Genomic DNA, 22,223 nt, shown 5'->3' on the forward strand with positions numbered 1-22,223 from the left:
GCTGATCCGGCAGTTTTTTTTGTTGGGGCAAACCTGGGAGAATGAGGGCGGTTGACCATCCCCCTGAATAATCCTATACTTTAAGATTGACTCTAAACTGCCAGGCTTGCTCTGATAAAATGATAAAGCGTCAACTGCTTTTCGGAAGGATGAACAGCGGCTATGTTCCGATATATCGTGCAGTATGTGTTTACCAATCAAAAAACCAGGCTGATCCTGATCCTGACGGTGGCCGTTTCCCTGTGCATCACGCTCATCGGGACCTATTCCTACTCCAAGTACCGGGAGGTGCTGGATACGGAGCTCAACACACCCAATGTGGAGCTGCTGCAGATTAATGTGGATGTGACCAACCGGGCTTTCCAGGAATCCGACACCAAGGCGCTGGATGCCGCCTTTCACCCATATGTGCTGGATTTTCTGCGGAGTCCCCCAACTCCGGGACAGCAGCCCGAGCAGGTGCTGACGGATTATTTGGCCAGCTTGGCCAACCATCCCGACATCCGTTCCATTGCGGTGATCGCCTTTCAGCCCGGAGCAGCCTTATCCAGCAAGGACGGCTACGCCTCTACCTGGGAGAACGCAGCAGACCACACCTGGTCCGGCTGGATACAGGAGCTGGAGACTAAGCCGCTTTTGGTCAAGCGCCGGATGCAGGGAGGCGAAGGCCCGGCCGGGCGGGTGGAGCTGCTTTCCCTGGCCAGACCGGTGGTACTGGAAGGTGCGGTGCGCGGCGCGGTGCTGGTGAATATGGATTATGACCGGTTTTTCTCCAAAATATATACCCATCTCTCCAGCCACCAATACGTATATGATCTGGAAGGGGAACTGATCTATCCCAAGCTGAACATCCCGGTCCCTCTCCCCGAAATGGACAAGGTGATGGCCTCCATCGACGTGAATCCCTTCGCTTATGTGAAGGTAGCCGGGCAGGATTATATGGCCAACCAGGCCTTCTCCAATGTGACGGGCTGGCGGATGATTTCCCTGGTGCCTATGGAGGAGCTGCTGAAAAATGTCCGCATGGCCCGGAACATGATGCTTCTGTTATCCCTCATTTCCATTGTGGTAGGCTGCTCCGCCATGTACTACTACAATTACGCGGCATTCCGCCCCTTAAAGCGGATCAACAAGCTTCTGAGCCCGCTGCAAAAGTCGGTAGCCCAAGGAGATCTCCATTCGTTGGAGCCGGTAATCGGCAAGCTGCTGCGGGATTTAAGCAAACAATCGGTGCTGGCTGAGCAGAGCCTGCCGGAGCTCCGGTCCAAATTTCTGCAGGATGTCCTGGGGCAGACCATGGGCTCCCAAGAGATTCTGATCAAGTGGAGTCAGTATTTCCCGGACTGGCAGCCCGGTGGATTAGAGGTGCTGGCGGTTTCCGTGGACCATTACGGCAAGTGGGTGTCCGGGTATGCCGAGGAGGACCGGATGCTTCTGAAATATGCCCTCAACAATATTTTGCTGGAGGTGCTGGCGGAGCATTGGCGGGCTGTGAGCTTGCCGGTGGGCAAGGACGGCTACGCGCTGCTTCTCCAGGCGAAGGAGCAAGGAGCGGCAAGCCTGCACGAGGAGGCGGCCAGGCTGATCCGGGTTGTCGGGGAGTACCTGAGTATCTCTGTGTCCGTTGCGATCGGTTCTCCGGCAGCCGGTATTCTGGAGGTGGCCGGCACCTATGGGGAGGCCAGGGAGGCTCTCTTGCTCCGGCTGTATGAAGGCTACGGGCAGGTGCGGGATTACCAGACCACCGATCCGGGAAATGATGAAGAGGAGAGTTTCGCCGCGGAAAGCTGGAAGCGTGAGGTGCTGAATGCGGTGAACGCCGGAGATAAGGAAACGGCTGTCCAATGGGTCCGCAAGGGAATGGGGGAAGCCAGGAGGCACAGAATTCAGCCGGAACGGGTATATAAGGCGGTGGAGGAGCTTGCGGAGGAGCTGATGAAGCTTCTTGCTGCAAGCGGCAGCAAGGCGCAAACGGCTAGCTATAGCGGACAAGGGCTGTCCACCACCCGCCTGGAGGATATTGAAGCTATGCTCACCGGAATGGCCGGTGAATTAGCGGAGGAGCGGAACCGCCGCAAGGAGACCAAGGAGCATCAATTGGTGCAGGCTATGATCCGTTTTATGGAGGAGAATCTGCACAAGAGCATCGGGCTGCAGGATGTGGCCGATCACATCAATATGGGCATTTCCTCAGTGAGTACCATATTTAAGGAGGAAACCGGCAGCACCGTGTACGACTATCTGACAGCCTTGCGGATCGAGAAGGCCTGCGGGCTTTTGCGGGAAACTCCGTTGAAGATTGCGGACATCGCCACACAGGTCGGTTACCAAAATGAAAACAGCTTCATCCGGGCTTTCCGGAAGAGCAAATCCATCACACCGGGCAAATACCGGGAAACCAGCAAATATGCCAACGGATATGCAGATCCGCCAAAACCGCGCCATTCCGGGGTTTCTGAAGACCTGCCGGAAGAATGAACGATTGTTGGCCACCCCCGGGAGAGATATACTCAACTTGAGAAAACATTCACAAGAACCGTTGCCAGGCGGACGGGAGGTGGGGGAGCGGGCAGGTGTCCGGCAGGATGGACACGGCACCGGACTTTCATATTGAAGAAACGGGGGATCGCCATGAAGGGGACAAACGGATGGAGGATCTTGCCGGCCGCGGCGGGTCTCACAGGCATCGGCAAGCTGATGCTTGCGGCAGCGCTCGTGCTGTTATTGGCCTCCTGCCGTGGAGGGGAGGAGGGGGAGGATACGCGCAGCACCGCCTTTCCGAATAAGGCGGTTACGCTGATCGTGCCTTATGCCGCAGGAGGCGGAACCGATATTACCGCCAGAGCCTTGGCCAAGGCCGCGGAAAAACATCTGGGCCAGCCTATTGTCGTCCTCAACCGTACAGGAGGCGGCGGCTCCATCGGGCTGATGGAAGGGGCCAATGCCAAGGGAGACGGCTACACCGTTACCTTCCTGCCTATGGAATTAACAACCCTTCCCCATCTGGGCCTGCTTCCGATAACCTACGAGCGGTTTGAGCCTATTGCCCAGACCAACTTCGATCCCTCGGCCTTGACTGTAAGAGCCCAGGCGCCATGGAAAACCGCAGCCGAGTTTCTTGCTTACGCCAAAGCCCATCCGGGTGAGCTGAGAATCGGGAACGCGGGGACCGGCAGCATCTGGCATCTGGAGGCGGCGATTCTCGAGAAGGGCGCCGGTGTAACCTTCAGCCATATTCCGTATGAGGGGGCGGGGCCAGCCGTTTCCGCTCTGCTGAGCGGCTTCGTGGACGCGGTAACCGTAAGCCCCGCTGAGGTGAAGAAGCTGGTAACCGAAGGCAAGCTGCGCACGCTGGCCATCCAGGCGGCGGAGCGGACGGATGCCCTGCCTGGGGTGCCGACGCTCCAGGAGGAGACGGGGCTTGCCATCGGCTTTGTCGGAACCATGCGGGGGCTGGCGGTCCCCAAGGATACACCGGATGACATTACCCAGGTCCTGGCGGATGCCTTCATGAAGGGAACCGAGGAAAAGGAATTCCGGGATCATATGAAAGAAAACGGGTTAGGCCTCTTAGTCCGCAGCGGCGGAGAGTTCGGTCAGCAGCTGAAGAAAAGCCATGATTTGTTTGCCCGGCTGATCCCGGAGCTGGGATTAAGCCGCAAATAAATGAAGCAGAAACAGGTCCGGAGCGCCCATAACAGGGGCGGACCGCCGGGCCGGGGCTTTCTGCGCCCATTTTGAGGAATTATTTTCAATTAATGAAACAAAATACCATAACGAAAGGCTGATTCGACCATGAATATCAAAAAAACCATCGACAAAATCCCTGGCGGCATGATGCTGATCCCGCTGTTCCTGGGTGCCATTGTCCATACCTTCGCGCCGGATTCCGGCAAATACTTCGGCTCCTTCACCAACGGGCTGATGACAGGGACGGTCCCCATTCTGGCAGTTTGGTTCTTCTGTATGGGTGCCGGCATCAATATCCGGGCCACCGGTACAGTGCTGCGCAAGTCGGGTACGTTGGTTCTGACCAAAATCGCCGTGGCTTGGGGCGTAGCGGCTATCGCCTCCCTGTTCCTGCCGGAGGGCGGCATCCAGACCGGCTTCTTCGCCGGATTGTCGGTGCTGGCCCTGATCTCCGTGATGGATATGACCAACGGCGGTCTGTATGCCTCCATTATGCAGCAGTACGGCTCCAAGGAAGAAGCCGGAGCCTTCGTGCTGATGTCCCTGGAATCGGGCCCGCTGGTCACCATGCTGATTCTTGGCAGCACCGGCCTGGCCGCATTTGAACCCCATACCTTCGTAGGCGCAATCCTGCCTTTCCTGGTGGGCTTTGTATTGGGCAACCTGGATACGGATCTGCGCGACATGTTCAGCAAGGCGACCCAAACCATGATCCCTTTCTTCGGCTTTGCGCTGGGCAACTCCATTGACTTGAAGGTGATTGTGGACACCGGCCTTCTGGGCATCCTGCTGGGAATCGCCGTGATCATTATCACCGGCATCCCGCTGATTCTGGCCGACAAATTTATCGGCGGTGGCAACGGCACCGCAGGTCTGGCCGCATCCAGCACTGCCGGCGCAGCTGTAGCCAACCCCATGATCATTGCCAATATGAAGCCTGAGTTTTTGCCGGCGGCTCAATCCGCCACAGCACTTGTTGCCGCCTGCGTTATCGTCACCTCCATCCTGGTGCCGATTGTCACCGCATACTACTCCGGTTATATGAAGAAGCGCCAGGGGAAAAGCGCCAACGCGTCCTCCGTCCGGGCCGCCTAACAACATGAAGAAGCTGCATCCGCTCTCCGTAAGGGGAGCGGGTGCAGCTTTTTTTGGGGGGATATATCCGCTTCTGAAAAAGAATTAGGGGGTGCTGTCCCGAAGCATGGGATTGGCCAGCTTGTACTTCACCAGCTCGGAAACCGTCACCATCCGATAGCCCCGTTTGTTCAGCTCGGGCAGGATGGTTTTGAGGGCTTCTACCGTTTGCGACCCGCCCTCCACATATTCATGCAGGAGAATGATATTGCCGTTCTCCAGATGATCCAGAACCCGGCTGACGATTTTCCCCACACCCGGGCGGCTCCAGTCCCTGGTGTCCTGCTGCCAGGACCACAGCACCACCACATATCCGTGCTGCCGCGCCAGGGCGATCAGCCTGTCATTATAGATGCCTCCCGGCGGGCGGAACAGAGTGGGCTTTTGGCCTGTGGCCTCCCGGATCACCCTCTCCGTTTCCACAATCTCCTTTTCCAGCTTGCCAAAGGAGCGGTTGTTCAAAAACAGATGGTGGTACGTATGGTTCGCCAGCTCATGGCCCTCCTCGGCTTCCCGTCTGGCCAGCTCCGGATTGCGGCTGACCTTCTCGCCGATGGCAAAAAAGGTGGCTTTGGCGTTGTACTGCTTCAGCAGGTCCAGAATGAGGGCGGTGTTGTCCGGGTCCGGCCCGTCATCAAAGGTCAGTGCCACAATCTTCTGCTGCGTGGGCACCTCCCAGATGATCTCTCCGGTAGATTCGTAATAACGCCTGTCATGGCGGGGGGCCTCCAGCTTATCACCAAACACGGGCAGGATGCCCAAGCTGATACTGACGGCGGCGGCCAGCGCGGAATGACTCCATAGGTTCACAAGACCAGCTTCCTTTCCTGGTATTGGGGTCTTGTTAATATGGCAACATCCGCGGCATTCCATACAGTGTAATTTCCTCCGAAGATGGTGCATCCGCCACCGGTATTCTTGTTTCCGGCGATAGCCGCCAAGCCGCTAAGGATTCTAACGGCGGGGAAAGACCTTATTTCAGCGAAAACACCGCTTCAAAAAATCTAACGGCGGCCACAGACGCTATTTGGGCAGATACACCCGTCCCAAGCCCTTTTTTGGCCTAATAACGTCTCCTGCTTCCGTTAGATTTTCCAACCCCCTGTTTAAGGGCAAATAGCGTCTTTCACCGCCGTTAGAACTTGGATATAGTCATTGAGATATATGGTAATACATGGTACTATCACAGATAAGGAACATATGTTCCTGACGCTTTTGAAACTTTATTCGTAATCAAACAAATATGCCGTAAAATTTACCTATTTAGGAGAGGGAGTGTCTGCTTGAACAAGGATTCTATTTGTAGAACAAACGTTATCGGTGCTGGTGAGGTCGGTGTCGCCAACTCGATCAACATGGATAAGAAGGTTATACATGAAACAAACAGCTTCTATTGGGATACAAAAGGAAATGACTACTTAGGGGCAATTGTGCTTCCTTTTTATGGAGCATTTGTCTCGGAAGAAAAACACCAGCTTTTTGGTGATGTTTCAGGAAAAAAGATGTTGGAGATAGGCTGTGGGAACGGTCAGTCCTTGCAATATCAGGGGGACCGTAAAGCATCTGAATTGTGGGGGATGGATATATCAGAAAAACAAATCGAAAAAGCAATGCAACATTTGACCTCATGTGGTCTTTCAGCTAAATTGATTTGTTCCCCCATGGAAGAAGAATGTGGCATACCCAAGGATTATTTTGACTTTGTTTATTCGATTTATGCCATAGGCTGGACTACCGATCTTGAGGGTACTTTTCGCCGAATCGCTTCTTACTTAAAAAAAGATGGCGTGTTTATTTTTAGCTGGTCCCATCCTATACATAAATGTGTTGCTGCAGAAAATAATAGGCTTGCTTTAAGAAATGTTATTTTGATGAATCTTGGTATTCGGCAGCTCTTGATGACGGTGAGCTAACATTATCGGATCGTAAACTTTCGACTTATGTAAATGCGCTGGCAAAAGCGGGGTTTCTCATTGAGCAAATGATTGAGGAATCTGATGATCATATTATACAAACACGGGATAGCGAATTTGCAAGAAAGGCAAAGATGCTTCCTGTAACTTTTGTCATGAAAGCAAGAAAGCTGTAGTTTGCGGCTTATGAGACGTCCTAGTCCTAGTCCTTGGCATTTTCATGACTGGTCATGGGCTCGAAGCCCGTGAGGATCCTGACCGGGTAAAATACGGTGGTAACCGCTGAGGACGGATGAAACCGCCCAAGGGGCAGCGGAGCATATTGCTCAAAGGGTGGGCCGTCCGCTTCATATCCGTTATCCCGGATCCAGTCCAAAACAGCGGCATGGGCCAAACCGAGTTTGGAAAAGGAACCGTTATGCCGGGTGGAGGCGCATAAACGCTCAGGGAAACGGACCAACCCCTCTGGAGGGACAAAACCGGAGGCTGGAAGCTGTATAGGCAGCCCCGCCTCCCAATTCGTCGAATCCGGTTCATAGCCCTCCTGATGGTAAATCAGGAGATGTCCGCCAGACGCGGTCAGGGAACGGGCGAATAAAGTCTCGTAAAGCTTGCCTACCAACTGACCGGCATCTTGGATGGCGGTCGTTTGGCGGCAGCTCAGCATATATAAACCTCCCGCAAGGCTCAAGCTTATCCCATAGGATGCCGCTTCCGGGACGTTCTCCTGCGCCGGTCCCGCCAAGTCCGCCCCCCGGGCAGCCAATTCACCGATGATCAGCCGCTTTGCTTCCACCTCCGCCTCGAGCTCATGCTGTTTCTCCCGGAGTCTGCCCATCAGCTCTGCACGCCCCTCCTCCGTGTCTGCTAGCGGCTGAAGTTCCAGCATATCCTGCAGACTGAACCCATATTTCCGCCACTCCAGGATTCTGGCTGCTTCCTCCAATTGGACACGGCTGTAATAGCGGTACCCGTTGGCGGCGTCCACCCTTCCGGGCTTGAGCAACCCTATCTCGTCATAAAGGCGCAGTGCCTTCATCGATATCCGGGCGATATGCGAAAATTGTCCCCTGGTATACATATAAGCCCCCCCATGGTTCATTTAGTGGTCGATAATCGTCGTTAACCGGGCAAATGCCGCAGCACCCTCTCCATATGCGGCCCAATCTGGACAATGTCCTCATTGCGAACTAGCCTGCGGGCCAAATCTGCGATAGCCCGGGCGCCTGCCTCCAGATGCGCCGCCCCCAGAGCTGCAGTGGCTTGTGCGGGGCTGCCCATATATCCCTCGGCCGCTCCCATTTCATCAAAGTAAATATGACCCTGCTGCAGCTCCTCTGCAATGCGTATCCTCACAGGGGGCAGCTCCCGGTAGCAGGGATGCACCAGTTGGGGGTGGCGGTGCAGCATAAACGAGGTTTCCCGCACATCGGCGTGGATTTCCGTCTCCTCATGGCCGTGCAGCGAACCTTGTGGCTCCCGCTCTCCGGCGGTTTCCTTCCCGGTGAAGAAAATGGCGCTGGACGCTTCCACCACTCGGGTGGCATAGCTGCGGTTTACCTCCTCCGCGGCTTGCAGCAAGGCCCGGATATGGAACAGATCCATATGATGATTTACAAGCAGTACCTTGCGGAAGCCGTGGCGGGTAAGAGCGATGCAAAGATCGGTAACCAGCGCCTTGAGGGTTGCCGTCCCCACTGACAAGGTTCCGCAGAAGTGCATAGCCCCTTCGCTGTGCCCCACCCATAGCCGCGGAAGCAGTAAATAGATAGAAGCAGGATCCTCCTTCTCCAGCAATTCGGCCGCCATTTCGACCATTCCTTCTGCGGTCAGAAGATCCGTACCAAGCGGCAGGTGGGGGCCATGCTCCTCCAAGGGACCCAGTGGCAGTAAACAAACCGTCTCCTCCCGGTCCAGACCGTCCATCTCTGTCCAAGTCATCTCTTCCGCCTTACGTATCGCCATTGTATAAACCTCCCGGTGGTCATGTGACTTCCCGACCACTGTAGCCCCTGCCCCAAGGGCAAGGTCAAGAGGCCCCAGCAAATTCCCGCGGGCTGGCAGGATGCTGGGGCCTTATTATTTGCGGTGTGGGAAGCGATACCGGTTACGTTTACGTGTGGGTCAGCTTTCTGCGGTCTACGGACTGGGGCGGGTATTCCATCCAGCCTCTGCGGATCATGATTTGGGTGCCTTCCTCGGCATACTGCATAATTTCCGCTGCTAGTCTGGTGTAATCCAGAACCAGATCCTTGCGGGGGCTCCCGGAGATAGACGCACCGTATTGGCCGATGGCCGAGGCGATGAGGGCCGACACATGGAACATCATCAGCTTTTCGGAAAAAGGGGAAACGACGGAGGGGGAAATCTCCGCGTCCCACAGCATGGGGGCAGGCTGGCTGTCCTCCTGGAGAGCCTTCGTGAAGATATCGATTTGCTTTTGGCTCAGCCGGATGCCCTTTTCGAAGAACTTCTTCACGTCATCGGATTTGGCCACCTGGCAGAACCCCAGAATCAGCGCTTTCCCCAGGGCATTACGCTTCAGGTTATGGAACAGGTGGTTGATCTCCAACCCCAGCAGCGGCCGCTTGTGGCCCAGGACCGTTCCCAGGAACGCTTTATCATGGACAAATTCAATTTGATCCGGAATCGGGATTACCGGAGGACGCACGTATATGCCCATTTCCAGTCCCAGCATTTGGGAACGGTTATGGAGCTCCATGGAGGTCGTAATGGCTTCCGTATAATAATCCACCACATCCTTCCGGACAGAGGTGGTGAGAGTCAGCGTATAGGAGGATAACCCCAGCTTGGCCATATGGCCGATGTACATGAGAATGAGGTTGTCCGAAAAAAGCGGTGGCGCCTCCAGATTCACGTCCTGATCGTTAAAGCCGGCCGGCAGGGGATACCCTTCCAGCCGCAGGATTTCCGCCAGTTTGGTCACATGATTCTGGGCCAACCCCAGAGCGAACTCCACAATAGCCCGGATTCGGTCATCCTTCAAATGCGCCAGAAAATAACGCATGCCGCAGATAGACATGGAGTCTGTCATATAAGAAGCCCAGATATTCGAGATTTCGGCAGCGGTTAATTTGGGGAGAGGGATTCGGTCCATAAGGTTTCCTTTCGCCAAGAGGATGTTTTTTCTAGGGTGTGTCTGAAACTCCGAGGGGAGCAGATTATTCTGAATGTTCGTTCCAGACAAGGCACTTTTGTGATGGCGTACCGGGGGTACGTCAAGCAAAAGTAACGCAGTATGGGGCGAAAAGGCAGTGTAAGATGTCCTCGAGCGGGTTTCCAGACACGCCCTAGTATCCCACGTCATAACCAGTTCATGCACGGCCTGATGTATAGATTCTCAGGGAAGCGGGAAATAGAAGGGATTTTGTGGAAACCGGATAAATTTTGCCGACAGGTGCAACAAAACCTCTCTCCGGGGCGTATAATTCTTCGTCAACTGGAAAATAGAGTATCTACTAAGAGGGAGAGAGAGTGAATGCTGAGAAGAAACGCGGCGGTCAAATGGCTGCTGCTTGCGCTGGTGTTGGTTGTCAGTCAGGTGTTGGGATCGGCGGGGGCGAAGGCTGTATCCGCAACTTCCCACTATGTATTGTTGTATCTGGATCATAAGGAAGCCTTTGTTGGCAACGAAACCGTTACGCTGGATGTGGCACCGACTATTTTCGACGGCAGTACATATGTGCCTGCGCGTTTTGTGGGTGAGGCACTGGGCTTCTCCGTAGATTGGAACAATGATACCCGCACCATCGATATGAAGCCGAGAGGCCACGAGATCACCCTTTCTTCGGATAGACAGACCATTGTTCAGGATGGGGTGAACATTTCGTTTTCCTCGGTAGCCCGGATTGTGGACGGTACCCTTTTGGTTAAGCTGACCTGGCTGGCTGACCTGACAGGCGTTCCCTATACCTACAATGACGAACTGCGCCGGGTGGAAATGCTGGTGCTGAACAACCCTGAGGGCATCTACATTATTGACCAGCAGAATTCCAAGCCCGTAGCCAAATTCACCACCTCCAAGAAGGTATACCGCCCCGGTGAGCCGGTGAAATATATCGATCTGAGCTATGATCCCGATGCCGAAGGGCTGGTGGAATTCAACTGGAAGGGCAAGCAGGAAACCTTCTACGCCTCCGGCAAATATAATATTTCCCTGGAAGTAGCGGATGCCCACGGCAACAGAAGCGCTGTGTATACCGATTCGATCCTGGTAGAAGGCCCGGAATATTTATCCGAGTTTGAATACCCCATCTACAATAAGCCGGTGGGCAGCTTTATCAAGGTAGGGTGGGACTCGTACTACCGGTATTTCGAGCAGATTCCCGAGCTGGAAAAAACCACCTCGTATGATACCTCCCGGACGCTTCTGGTCAGCGATTCCCCGGAGGAAATCCGCCAGCCCGGCATCCTGTACGAGGATACCATCAACGGGAAATCCCGTCTGTATGCCCACCATATCAACTTGTCCGGCAAAAGCGTAACCTTCATGGTCTATGCCACCAACCTGTCGGATAAGCCAGTTACCCTGACCACCACCAATAAGGGTGAGGTTTGGCCGACCATTTATGCAAACATTATGGGCAATGAAGCCACAACCGAATTCCTGAACGACCGTTCTGCCGAAAGCAAGCTGGTGATTCCTGCCGGCAAAACCTATGTCTACTCCCAAATGCCGGTGTTCCTGCCAGGCCAAGGGGCCAATGTGATCTATGACGTGGAGAGCGACGGCCCGCTGAAGATCAGCTTTGTCGCCCAGGATACCGCTAACCAGAAGCCGCTGAAGGATTTGCAGTACCGCAATGAACTGGACCATGTCCGTGGGACTTATACCTCCGCTGATCTAACCTGGGACGCGGACCTGAACCGCCAGATGGAGAATCCCATGAAGCTGCAGTTCGGCAACGATAAGAGCGACCCTTTCCTGAAGGGGTATGATGCGGTCTTGAAAACCCCGGCCACTAACTACGGCAACTGGGGTGTGAAATATCAGGTCCATCTCAAAAATCCGCCGAAAATGGCTGTGATGCTCATGGCGAAGGGCGGCATCTTCAAGGGGCCCGTCAAAATCAACGGGGAGATTGTGCTGGTTCCCCAATCCGGTGTGCTGAGCGCCTTTGACGGTGTGATTATGCTGGGCCATACCACCGGAAAGGAAGAGACGCTGGATATTGAGTTCTCTCCTCCCGGAGCCTCTAACCTGCCGGTGGATATCATTCTGTATCCCCTGCGCGACCTGGAGTAGCCCCCGAAAAAGCGAAGAAGAACGTCATTAAGAAGAGCCTGTTTCCGCAAGTGGGAAACAGGCTCTTCTCTTTATTCAGCGCCCTGAAGCAGGCGGTGGGGTTCCTCAGGAGGGGTCCCTGGGGAAGCTGCTGCCGACAGGCGCTGCAGATCATGCCCCGAGGGATTCTGGAACACCCGGAGTCCGAACTCCGGCGCTACGGCCAGGATGTGGTCGAAGATATCCGACTGAATTCCCTCGTATACAGCCCACTCCGTCGTATTGGAGAAGGCATAGATTTCGATAGGCAGTCCGTTGGGCCCCGGCTCCAGCTGTCTGACCATCCGGGTCATACCGGGGTGGATGCGGGGATGGCGTTCGATGTAATGCTGGATGTACGCCCGGAACACGCCGATATTGGTCAATGCCCGGCCGTTCACCCGGCTGGAGCGGTCGATGCCATTTTGCAGATTGTACTGTTCGATCTCCTCCGCCTTTTGGTCAATATAATCCCGCAGATAATGGATTTTGCGGAAGGAGCCGATCATCTCGGGGGTACAAAACACAATGCTCCCGGTATCCACATACACCGCCCGTTTGATCCGCCGTCCCCCTGACGAAATCATGCCCCGCCAGTTTTTGAAGGAGTCGGAAATCAGCGCATAGGCGGGAATGGTGGTAATGGTTTTATCCCAGTTCTGGACCTTGACCGTATTCAGGGAAATATCAATGACGCTGCCATCCGCACCGTACTTGGGCATATCAATCCAATCGCCTACCTGCACCATATCGTTGGAGGCCAGCTGTACACCCGCCACAAGCCCCAGCAGGGAGTCCTTGAATACCAGCAGCAGCACCGCGGATAAGGCGCCGATTCCGCTCAGGAGCAGCAAGGGGCTTTTGCCGGCAAGTGTAGAGATAGCCAGTATGGCCCCGATGATCCATACGAAGATCTGGAGCATCTGGATATAGCCGCGGATAGGACGGGCTTTGGATATTTCGTAGGTACAGTAAATGTCGTTGACGGCATTCAGGAACGCATTCACCACCAGAATACTCACCAGATTCATGTAGATGCTGACGCCCTTCACAATCCCCTCCTGATAAGCGGGAAACATGAAGGAAAAGCCGTAGATGATAATAGCGGGAACCACATGGGAGAGCTTATGGAATACCTTCCGCTCCAGCAGGATATTGTCCCACTGGTACCGGGTCTTATGGATATAACGGCTGATGATCTGGAGCACCACCTTTTTGGTGATCCAGTTGGCCAGGATACTGAGCAGGATGATACAGACAACAAGGATGACGTTTGCCAAAAAAGCACCCCAAAACCCGCCGGCTCCCAGCTCGGCAAGCATATGCTGCAATTGATCCATAGCGCCCCCCTTAATCCGGAAGGCGGGCTTCTTCAAGCATCCGCTCAGCCTCGTCCAATTGATCCTCCCCGAATACGGCAATGCCGTGCTGCCTGAGGAGCTCCGTGGTCACACCCTCGCCGGGGATCAGCATTCCTTGGAAGGAGCCGTCATGAATGAAGCGGCTGCCGCAGGAAGGACTGTTCTGCTTCAGCAGCGCCACGGAGGCTCCATGCTGCCGGGCCAAGGCCAGAGCGGCTTGCGCCCCTAGTTGAAAGGCCTGCGACACATCGCTCCCGTCCTCTGTGACAACTCGATCTCCACGCCGTTGGGCGGGAGGGCGGGGAACGGGCAGTCCGCCCTCCATTTCGGGACAAACGGGAATGAGCCGTCCCTCTTCCTGCCAGCGGGCCAGCCGCGGATCAATGAAGGCCTTGCTTTCGCCGTTGTAGCGGACCTTCTCGCCCAGGAGGCAGGAGCTGATTAGGATTTTGTTCATGCAAGTTCCTCCCTTCGTACTGTTTTAGCTTAGCCCAGGGAGGATGGAAATGCAACGCGGAGGTGCCGGCTTACAGCAGGGGGGAAGGCAAGGAGGCGAGAATCACGATGCCCAAGCTGAGGGTCAGACTCAAGGTGAAACGGCGGGTAGCGATAATGAGAATGGCATAGAAGATAGCCGCTGCACCGCCCACCGGGTAACGGGCCAAGCCGTCATCCCCGGCCATCCACAGAACAGCCATCGCGAAGGAGTAGAGAAAAAGTGGCAGAGCATGCATCAGGAATGCACGCTGAAGCCTGCCCCGGGCGCCGCCCGTTTCCGCCGGGTGTTTGGCGCTTCCTTCCCCATACACGAGCACAGCCAAACCCACAGTCATAACCAGCATAAACCCTCCGATCATTCCGACACATCCTTCTCATATAATGCTTGAAATTTCTTATATCCTACCAGATAATATTGCCATCGGATAACGGAATGTAATGATGGTATATATCGATATTATCGATGGGAGAGATGGTCACATGGAATTAAGACATCTGCTTACGTTTATTGCCGTAGTGGAAGCAGGCAGCTTCACCAAGGCTGCAGCTGCTCTGGGGTATGTGCAGTCCAGTGTTACGGCACAGATCCAGGCACTGGAAACGGAGCTGGGCACCGCCCTGTTTGACCGCTTCGGCAAAAAAACCACACTCACCGATGCGGGGCAGAAGTTTCTCCCCTACGCCCAGGAAATCTCCAAGCTGCACGCCCTGGCCAAGGACGCCATCCGCTTCAACGACGAGATCAGCGGGACCCTGACCATCAGCGCTCCGGAGTCCCTCACCGCTTTTCGCCTGCCGGCGGTGATCCGGGAATTCAAAAGCCGGTACGGGGATGTGCAGATTACCCTGAAGCCCGGATTATGCTGGGAGATGGGTGACCGGGTCAAAAGCGGAGAAATGGATCTGGTTTTTATGCTCCAGCATCCGGCGGAGGACAAGGATCTGCTGATTGAGCCTCTTGTGGAAGAAAAGATGACTCTGATCGCCCCGCCCGGCCATCTCCTGGAGAAGGTTAATCCGGTGACACCTGCCCATTTGAAGAATGAGGTTATGCTGTATACCGAGCCGGGGTGTACCTACCGCGCCCTCTTCGAGCATACGCTGAATGCCAGCGGAGTTTATCCCAGCCAAGGGCTGGAATTCTGGAGCATTGAAGCCATTAAGAACTGTGTCATTTCCGGCTTGGGGCTTTCCTTCCTCCCGCTTATAACCGTGGAGGGCGAGATCCGGCAGGGCAGATTGTCCGCGTTGGCCTGGGATGACCGCCCCCAGCGCTTGGTGACGCAGATGGCCTCCCACAAAAAGAGGGTTATAACGCCCGTTATGCGTGAGTTTATGTGCCTCGTCCGCCAGCATGCGGTGAAATGGCGTGAGGATGCCGGGCAGGTGTGAGAGTTATCTAACAACACGGCTGGTAAAAAGCGGAGATTTTATGGCAAACTCGTAACTTTTTGTGAATTTGTGTTACCTTTACTGACATGAAAACGAAAAATGTCATTGTCTTTTGTCCGTTAAACTGTTAAAATTTCAAACATAAAAACAATGGTCAAATGTTCAAAAACGGGAGGATGCGAAACGGATGAAGAAGATGCTGGTGGCGGGTTTGTCTTTGGTATTGGCTTTTTCCCTGGCGGCTTGCGGCGAGAAGAAGGAAGCAACAGGCGCAAGCGGCGGCAAGAAAATTATGGTGGCCACGGATGCATCCTACGCCCCTATGGAGAGCATGGACAAGGATAAGATTGTCGGCTTCGACATTGATTTCCTGGCTGCGGTCATGAAGGAAGCGAAGCTGGAATATGAAGTGAAAAATACCGGCTGGGATACCATGCTGGAGAGCGTGAAGCAAGGCACCGAGTACCAAATGGGTATTTCCTCCATTTCCATTACAGATGAGCGTAAGGGAAGCTATGATTTTTCCGTCCCTTATTTTGAATCCACCAATATGATTCTGGTGAAGGAAGGCAGCCCTATCAAGACCGCCCTTGACCTGAAGGACAAGAAGGTTGCCGTACAGGGCGCCACTACAGCCGATGAGCTGATGACCAAGATTATGGGCAACGGCAACACCAACCTGAAGAAATATGAAAGCAATGTGCTAGCATTTATGGAGCTGGATCTGGGCGGCGTGGATGCAGCTGTTGCCGACATTGCCATCGTGCGTGAATATGCCAAGAACAACCCCAAGAAGAAGTTCGTTACCATTCCGGACAAAACCAACTTTGGTGCAGAGTTCTATGGTCTGGCGTATCCCAAAGGAAGCGATCTGAAAGCGAAGCTTGATCCGGCCATCAAGACCGTTATCGAAAACGGCACCTATGCCAAGATGTATAAGAAGTGGTTTGGCGAGGAGCCCAACGTGAGCGTACTCCTGAACGCGAAGTAAAAGAGGCTATTCTTTCATCTGCGGAAGGGAAGAGTTAGATGGATTTCCGATTTGACATCATATTTGAATACGGGAGTCTCCTTCTGAAGGGGACAGGGTTTACCATCATTATCTCGCTGGTGTCCATTCTGATGGGGTCTGTCGGCGGTCTGGCCATCAGCTTCAGCAAAATGTCCCGGTACTGGTTTCTCAAGTGGCCTTCCCAGGCGTACATCAATTTTTTCCGGGGAACGCCGTTGTATGTGCAGATCCTGATTGTGCATTTCGGACTTATTCCCCTGCTAACGGGCAGCACCAATCCTTGGGCTTCGGCCATTACGGCCTTGTCCCTGAACTCCGCCGCCTATTGTGCGGAGATTTTCCGGGCGGGCATCCAGTCCATCGATAAGGGCCAGCGGGAAGCTGCGTATTCCTTGGGCATGAGCCATTGGGAAACCATGCGCCACATCATTCTGCCCCAAGCCATTAAACGGATGATCCCCGCCTTCGGCAACGAATTTATCGTGCTGGTGAAGGATTCCTCGCTGGTGGCCCTGGTGGCGGCGCCGGAGATCATGTACTGGTCCAACGCCATGCGTGGCCAATACATGCGGGTGTGGGAGCCGTATCTGACGGCGGCGGCCATCTATTTCATTCTTACCTACAGCTTGAACAAGCTGCTCGTCTACATCGAAAGGAAGGTGTAACGGCACATGAGGGATACCATTATTGAAGTGAACCAGCTGGCCAAAGCCTTCGGAACCAACCGGGTGCTGGAGAATATCAACGTGGAGATTAAAACCCAGGAGGTCGTGGTGGTCATCGGGCCATCCGGCTCCGGCAAATCCACCTTCCTGCGCTGCCTGAATCTGCTGGAGGAGCCCACCGGGGGCGAAATCCGCATCGAAGGTATTTCCCTGATGGACAAGGAAACGAAGATCACCGAAATCCGCCAGGAAGTCGGAATGGTGTTCCAGCAGTTCAACCTGTTCCCGCACAAAACGGTGCTGGAGAACATTACGCTGGCTCCCGTCCAAATCCGCAAGTGGCCGTTGGAGCGGGCCAAGAAGAAGGCTCTGGAGCTGCTGGAGAAGGTAGGCCTGTCGGAAAAAGCGGACGCGTACCCGGCTTCCCTGTCCGGCGGGCAATCCCAGCGGGTGGCCATAGCCCGTGCTTTGGCCATGGAGCCGAAAGTGATGCTGTTCGACGAACCCACCTCCGCTCTTGACCCGGAGATGGTGGGCGAGGTGCTGGCGGTCATGAAGGACCTGGCCAAGGAAGGGATGACCATGGTGGTCGTTACCCACGAGATGGGCTTTGCTCGTGAGGTGGGGGACCGGGTCATCTTCATGGAGCAGGGGCATATTGTGGAGGAGGGATCGCCGGAGCAAATCTTCGGCAGTCCGCAACAGGAACGCACCCAGGAGTTTCTGTCCAAGGTGCTGTAAGGCGCCCGGCGTCCGGGAGCTGTCCTACCGATAGGGCGATCAGCCTAATCGGCAGCAGTTCGCGCTCGATAAGGCGAATCCGCCTCATGGGCAGCTGTTTGCGCTCGATAAGGCAGATCAGCCTCATGGGCAGCTGCAGCACAAACTGCAAAAGTGCAGTTATTTATTTGGCGAATGCCGGTTGTGTGCAGCTATCCTGCAAAAGTGCAGTTATTTTCCCTCACTGGAGCCCATATGGGCGGTTTGTCCGAAAATAACTGCACTTTTGCATCTGGAAGCCCGGTACACGACTGATCTCCCTAAATTAGCTGCACTTTTGCATTTCGTACATGCATGATCGGACTCAAGAGCATGAAGAACCGCCGGGGAATTGATCCGGCGGTTTTTCCAGTTCGGAGATATTCCAGCGGGAGTAATACCCTGCGGACGGGCGGACGTTGGACCATTCCCGTTACTTCCACGCCACCAGAAGCGCTCCAGCAGCAATCATCACCACGCCGGCAGCATTCAGCAGGGACAGCTTCTCGCCCAGGAACAGGACGGAGAGGATTACGGCCATCACCACACTCAGCTTATCCACGGGTCCCACCTGAGATACATTCCCGTACTTTAACGCGACAAAGTAGAAAAGCCATGATAATGCTCCGGCCAAGCCGCTTAACAAAATGAAGCTCATGGCTTTTTTGTTGGCGGCGACGGAAGCGATTTGCCCCAGCTTACCCTCGTATGCCAGCACCCCCAGCAGAAACAGAGCCATAATCACCGAGCGCATGGCGGTAGCCGTATTGGCATCCACTCCCGCCAGCCCGATTTTGCCGAATACGGCCACCAGCGCCGCCATAGCGGCAGACAGCAGTGCATAGATCAACCACGAAGCCATTCACATCTTCCTCCTGCTTTTAAGAATGTCATAAATAGATATGATATAGTATGTACCCTATAATCCGGCATAGTTCAATCAAAATCTGAATAGCCGCCCATGATTATTGACGGAACCTCCCACATTCGACTAAGCTGGTGGCGGGTCCCTGTTCGGCACAAGACCCGGGAGGACTTGAGATGAGATTGCTGCGATCCAGATACTACCACAAGCTGATCCTGTTTGCCGTATGCCTGATCACTCTGCCTGTGGCGGCGGTGGGAGGCTTTTCTTATTACCGGTCATCCGACACGATCCAGGAAAAGGTGAATAGCAGCTCCATGCAGCTGTTGATGCTCACCCGCCAGCAGGTGGAGCAGTCCCTGGTCACGGCGGATAATGCCCTGACCCAGTTCGCTTCCACCACCATCCTTTCCAAGGTGCTAGCCCATGATGTGTCCGAGCTGAACCGCAGCGAGAATATCCAGCTGATCAATGAGCTGCGGGAGGGGTTAGGCCGGATCAAAACGTATGATCCCGGCCCCGGAGATGTGCAATTTTTGCAGCTGCGGTATTCCTGGAGCCTGTCCACGGTTTCCGGGTTTGCGCAATATGGCCCGGAGGAGCGGGAATGGCGGAATATGGCCGAGATGAACCGGGGACCCCACTGGACCATCGGGGAGAAGACCATCGACTACATTAAGCCGCTGCCCGTCGTTTCTCTCGACCCGGCTGCTGTCGTTATCCTGAAGATACCGTACGCGGACATTAGCCGGTATTTGATGCCGCGGCAGGATATGGGCATGCCGTTTATTTTTGACCGGGATTTTCACACCGTCTATGACCGGCTCCCGTTGCCGGAGGAAGAGCTTGCCGGTTTGCCCCGCTTCGCCAGGCTGATCGAGGATACCGGCTTGCCGGAAGGACTGATTCCCGTCCAGGTGGGCGGCGAAAGCTACAATATTATTTACACCAAATCCGATTATAACGGCTGGACCTATGCCTCCTTTATTTCGCTCCGGGAGATGACCCGGGAAGCGGAGGCTATCAAATGGTTTACGGTTGTGGTTTGCAGTATGGTGGCTGCAGCCGGGGTAGCCATTTCCCTGTTGGGCACCAGAAGTATCTATACCCCGGTCAGACGCTTATACGATCAGGTTGTTTCGCCTCCTGCCAGGAGCAAACCCGCCAAAGGCAAGGACGAGTTTGAGGAAATCGGCGAGAAGGTCCGGCATGTGCTGTTAAGCGAAAAACGGTTGACCAGCGAGCTGGAGAACCAGCGGAAGCAGCTGAATGATTTTCTGCTGCTCAAGCTTTTTTTGGGGGAAGCCCAGCCCAAGGAAGTGGAGGAACGGCTTGAGGCACAGACCGCCAAGTGGTCCGCCATGAATGTCATTGTGGTGCAGATTGACACCTGGGAGGGAACCCGCTACGGGGAGAATGACCGCAATTTGCTGCTGTTCGCCGCGGGGAATATTGTTGCCGAGCTGGCGGCTCCGGAGTACCGTCTGCTTGCCCCCATCGTGACAGACCAGTCCATAGCGCTTCTGGTGGGCAGCCCCTGCCCGAAAGAGGAGCACGGGCTGATGCTGGATAACCTGGCCGGGAATATCCAGAAGATGATCAAAACCTATCTGAAGCTGCAAACCAGCATCGGCATCAGCCGCATCTTCCATAGTTTGTCCGGGGCCGGCAGGGCCTATAAGGAAGCGCTGGACGCTCTGGACTACCGGATCAAATTGGGAGATGAGTCAGTTCTATACATGGAGGACGTGTCGCCCAGCCGGCATGGTGTGCCCGAATATCCGGAAAAATTGAAAAACGAGCTTATCGATGCCATCAAGCTGTATGAACGGGAGCGGGCGTACGGGCTGCTGCGGCAATTCTCCGGAGAAATCTTCAGCAATCCCCTCTCCCACCGGGAATACCGGATGCTGATGATCGTGCTGCTTGCGGATTTGCTTAAGATGCTCCGGGAATATGGAGAGCTGCCGCAAGCCCTGTTCGGGGAAGAAAAATCCTTGTTCAACCAGGTTTTTGAGCTGCGGACGCCTGACGAAATGATCCAGTGGTTTTATGAGCGGCTGATCATCCCGGTCATTGGTGCGCTGGAGGATATGAAGGAGTCCCAGCACCGCAGCATCTCCAATGAGCTGTTGCGCATGATTCAAGAGGAGTATGACACCGATCTGACCCTGGAGGAGTGTGCAGCCCGCATCCATTACCATCCGGACTATGTCCGGCATGTTTTCCGCCGCGAGGCCGGGATGCCCTTCGGGGAGTATCTGGCCCTGCACAGGCTGGGTGTGGCCAAGATCTGGCTGACCGAAACCTCCATGAAGATCTCGGAAATTGCGGAGCGGCTGCAATATACGAATGCGCAGAACTTTATCCGCTATTTCCGCAAAATGGAGGGTATGACCCCCGGACAATACCGAAACGCCCAATATGACGCGGACCGCCGGTAACGGCAGCCGCGTTTTTGGCTTTTCCCTCCGGCAGCTTCATGAACCCCGTCCCCGCCGCCGGAGCCGCTCCGGATTATATCTCAGCCATCATAGATTATTCCCGGTGCCGGCGGCTGCCCGGAACACAGAGCCGGAGCGGATTATTGCCGGAACCGTCTGCCCAACCGTATGCTGAAGCTGCTCATGAGACGGCGAAACAGAATTGGAGGCATACGAGATGAAGCAGTCGGACGCTTTGGCGTCATCCGTGGTACAAACCGCGCCTCTCGCCGGCAGGCGGGAGATGTGGAAGCGCCGCATCCGTCAGGTCAGAATGGATTATTGGCTTTACCTGATGCTGATACCGGGATTATTGTACTTTGTCGTATTCAAATATTTGCCCATGTGGGGTGTGCTGCTGGCCTTTAAGGATTATCAGCCATTCAGCGGCTTTTGGGGCAGCCCCTGGGTAGGCTTGAAGCATTTCGAACGGTTTTTTACGGATCCGTCCTTCTGGATTCTGTTCCGCAATACCTTTATCATTGCGTTTTATAATCTGGTCTTTTATTTCCCGCTGCCCATCATTGTGGCCCTGATGTTAAACGAGATCAAGAACGAGGTGTTCAAGCGCCTGGCCCAAACCTTCATCTATGTACCGCATTTTTTCTCGTGGGTGGTCATCTCGGGTATTACCTATATCATGCTGACCACGGAGGGCGGCATCGTCAATCAGGTGATCGAGTTTTTCGGCGGGGAGAAGATCAACTTCCTGCTCAGTGAAAAATGGTTCCGCACCATCGTCACCACCCAGGTGATCTGGAAGGAAACCGGCTGGGGCACGATTATTTTTCTGGCGGCCCTGGCGGGAGTGGATCCATCCTTATATGAAGCGGCCCGCATGGATGGCGCCAACCGGTTCCGCCAGCTCCTGCACATTACACTGCCAGCGATCCGCAGCACCATTGTGATTCTGCTGATTCTGCGGCTGGGTAATTTCCTCCAGATCGGGTTTGAGCAGATTTATCTGATGCTGAATGGCATGAACCGGAACGTCGGCGAAATTCTGGATACCTATATTTACACCAACGGCATTCAGCGCGGTCTGTTCAGCTATACCACAGCCGTCGGTCTGTTCAACTCTCTGGTGGGGCTTGTGCTGATCGTCGTTTCCAACACCCTGGCCAAAAAATTCGGCGAAGAAGGCGTGTATTAGAAAGGAGCATGTCC

At 54.7% G+C, this 22,223-nt stretch carries 18 protein-coding genes and 1 pseudogene; 11 read left to right on the forward strand and 8 right to left on the reverse strand.

The annotated features are described in order from the left end of the window. Window positions 1-162: 162 nt before the first annotated feature. From ACI1P1_RS13015 to kdgT, 3 genes are all read left to right on the forward strand, one after another. Window positions 163-2,478: a helix-turn-helix domain-containing protein gene (locus tag ACI1P1_RS13015; RefSeq protein WP_416216818.1), complete on the forward strand. Its 2,316-nt coding sequence runs from the start codon at window positions 163-165 to the stop codon at window positions 2,476-2,478. Window positions 2,479-2,631: 153 nt separating this feature from the next. Next, on the forward strand, window positions 2,632-3,666 hold the full coding sequence (locus ACI1P1_RS13020; RefSeq protein WP_416216819.1) for a tripartite tricarboxylate transporter substrate binding protein: 1,035 nt from the start codon (window positions 2,632-2,634) through the stop codon (window positions 3,664-3,666). A 129-nt stretch (window positions 3,667-3,795) separates the two neighbouring features. Continuing rightward, window positions 3,796-4,785 carry a 2-keto-3-deoxygluconate transporter gene (gene kdgT / locus ACI1P1_RS13025; RefSeq protein WP_416216820.1) on the forward strand — a complete coding sequence of 330 codons (990 nt, stop codon included), beginning with the start codon at window positions 3,796-3,798 and terminating at the stop codon, window positions 4,783-4,785. An 84-nt stretch (window positions 4,786-4,869) separates the two neighbouring features. Here the strand turns inward: kdgT and ACI1P1_RS13030 are convergent, their stop codons facing one another. After that, window positions 4,870-5,634, reverse strand: a complete 765-nt coding sequence (locus tag ACI1P1_RS13030) for a polysaccharide deacetylase family protein (protein ID WP_416216821.1) — start codon at window positions 5,632-5,634, stop codon at window positions 4,870-4,872. A gap of 545 nt (window positions 5,635-6,179) precedes the next feature. Between ACI1P1_RS13030 and ACI1P1_RS13035 the strand changes: the two are divergent. Next, window positions 6,180-6,913, forward strand: a pseudogene (locus ACI1P1_RS13035) (class I SAM-dependent methyltransferase). 26 nt (window positions 6,914-6,939) lie between these two features. On the opposite strand, the gene ACI1P1_RS13040 reads toward ACI1P1_RS13035, so the two are convergent. The 3 genes from ACI1P1_RS13040 to ACI1P1_RS13050 form a co-directional block, all read right to left on the reverse strand. Beyond that, entirely contained in the window at window positions 6,940-7,818 is an 879-nt protein-coding gene (locus ACI1P1_RS13040) for a MerR family transcriptional regulator (RefSeq protein WP_416216822.1), read from the reverse strand. Between the two features lie 41 nt (window positions 7,819-7,859). Further along, window positions 7,860-8,702, reverse strand: a complete 843-nt coding sequence (locus tag ACI1P1_RS13045; RefSeq protein ID WP_416216823.1) for a creatininase family protein — start codon at window positions 8,700-8,702, stop codon at window positions 7,860-7,862. 148 nt (window positions 8,703-8,850) lie between these two features. After that, window positions 8,851-9,855 carry a DUF3231 family protein gene (locus ACI1P1_RS13050; RefSeq protein ID WP_416216824.1) on the reverse strand — a complete coding sequence of 335 codons (1,005 nt, stop codon included), beginning with the start codon at window positions 9,853-9,855 and terminating at the stop codon, window positions 8,851-8,853. Window positions 9,856-10,236: 381 nt separating this feature from the next. On the opposite strand from ACI1P1_RS13050, the gene ACI1P1_RS13055 reads away from it, so the two are divergent. Beyond that, window positions 10,237-12,003, forward strand: a complete 1,767-nt coding sequence (locus ACI1P1_RS13055) for a copper amine oxidase N-terminal domain-containing protein (protein WP_416216825.1) — start codon at window positions 10,237-10,239, stop codon at window positions 12,001-12,003. Window positions 12,004-12,074: 71 nt separating this feature from the next. On the opposite strand, the gene ACI1P1_RS13060 is transcribed toward ACI1P1_RS13055, so the two are convergent. The 3 genes from ACI1P1_RS13060 to ACI1P1_RS13070 all read right to left on the reverse strand — a co-directional run bounded on the left by ACI1P1_RS13060 (window position 12,075) and on the right by ACI1P1_RS13070 (window position 14,239). Then, a complete protein-coding gene (locus ACI1P1_RS13060; protein ID WP_416216826.1) occupies window positions 12,075-13,361 on the reverse strand; it encodes a mechanosensitive ion channel family protein in 1,287 nt (428 codons plus the stop codon). 10 nt (window positions 13,362-13,371) lie between these two features. Beyond that, complete coding sequence (locus tag ACI1P1_RS13065) at window positions 13,372-13,839, reverse strand: 2-thiouracil desulfurase family protein (protein ID WP_416216827.1); 468 nt, start codon at window positions 13,837-13,839, stop codon at window positions 13,372-13,374. 70 nt (window positions 13,840-13,909) lie between these two features. Next, complete coding sequence (locus tag ACI1P1_RS13070) at window positions 13,910-14,239, reverse strand: hypothetical protein (RefSeq protein ID WP_416216828.1); 330 nt, start codon at window positions 14,237-14,239, stop codon at window positions 13,910-13,912. A gap of 121 nt (window positions 14,240-14,360) precedes the next feature. Between ACI1P1_RS13070 and ACI1P1_RS13075 the strand changes: the two genes are divergently transcribed. The 4 genes from ACI1P1_RS13075 (at window position 14,361) to ACI1P1_RS13090 (ending at window position 17,690) form a co-directional block, all read left to right on the forward strand. Continuing rightward, entirely contained in the window at window positions 14,361-15,272 is a 912-nt protein-coding gene (locus tag ACI1P1_RS13075; RefSeq protein ID WP_416216829.1) for a LysR family transcriptional regulator, read from the forward strand. A 187-nt stretch (window positions 15,273-15,459) separates the two neighbouring features. Continuing rightward, window positions 15,460-16,263: a basic amino acid ABC transporter substrate-binding protein gene (locus ACI1P1_RS13080; RefSeq protein ID WP_416216830.1), complete on the forward strand. Its 804-nt coding sequence runs from the start codon at window positions 15,460-15,462 to the stop codon at window positions 16,261-16,263. Window positions 16,264-16,301: 38 nt separating this feature from the next. Next, complete coding sequence (locus ACI1P1_RS13085; RefSeq protein WP_416216831.1) at window positions 16,302-16,949, forward strand: amino acid ABC transporter permease; 648 nt, start codon at window positions 16,302-16,304, stop codon at window positions 16,947-16,949. An 18-nt stretch (window positions 16,950-16,967) separates the two neighbouring features. After that, window positions 16,968-17,690: an amino acid ABC transporter ATP-binding protein gene (locus ACI1P1_RS13090; protein ID WP_416216857.1), complete on the forward strand. Its 723-nt coding sequence runs from the start codon at window positions 16,968-16,970 to the stop codon at window positions 17,688-17,690. A gap of 451 nt (window positions 17,691-18,141) precedes the next feature. Here ACI1P1_RS13090 and ACI1P1_RS13095 read toward each other — a convergent pair whose 3' ends face one another. Next, a complete protein-coding gene (locus tag ACI1P1_RS13095) occupies window positions 18,142-18,570 on the reverse strand; it encodes an EamA family transporter (protein ID WP_416216832.1) in 429 nt (142 codons plus the stop codon). A 179-nt stretch (window positions 18,571-18,749) separates the two neighbouring features. Between ACI1P1_RS13095 and ACI1P1_RS13100 the strand changes: the two genes are divergently transcribed. After that, a complete protein-coding gene (locus ACI1P1_RS13100) occupies window positions 18,750-21,017 on the forward strand; it encodes a helix-turn-helix domain-containing protein (protein ID WP_416216833.1) in 2,268 nt (755 codons plus the stop codon). A 283-nt stretch (window positions 21,018-21,300) separates the two neighbouring features. Then, window positions 21,301-22,209, forward strand: coding sequence for an ABC transporter permease (locus ACI1P1_RS13105; protein ID WP_416216858.1), 909 nt, complete (start codon window positions 21,301-21,303; stop codon window positions 22,207-22,209). Window positions 22,210-22,223: the final 14 nt, after the last annotated feature.

It is taken from the genome of Paenibacillus mesotrionivorans, from assembly GCF_046098205.1.
GTDB classification, from domain to species: domain Bacteria; phylum Bacillota; class Bacilli; order Paenibacillales; family NBRC-103111; genus Paenibacillus_AR; species Paenibacillus_AR mesotrionivorans.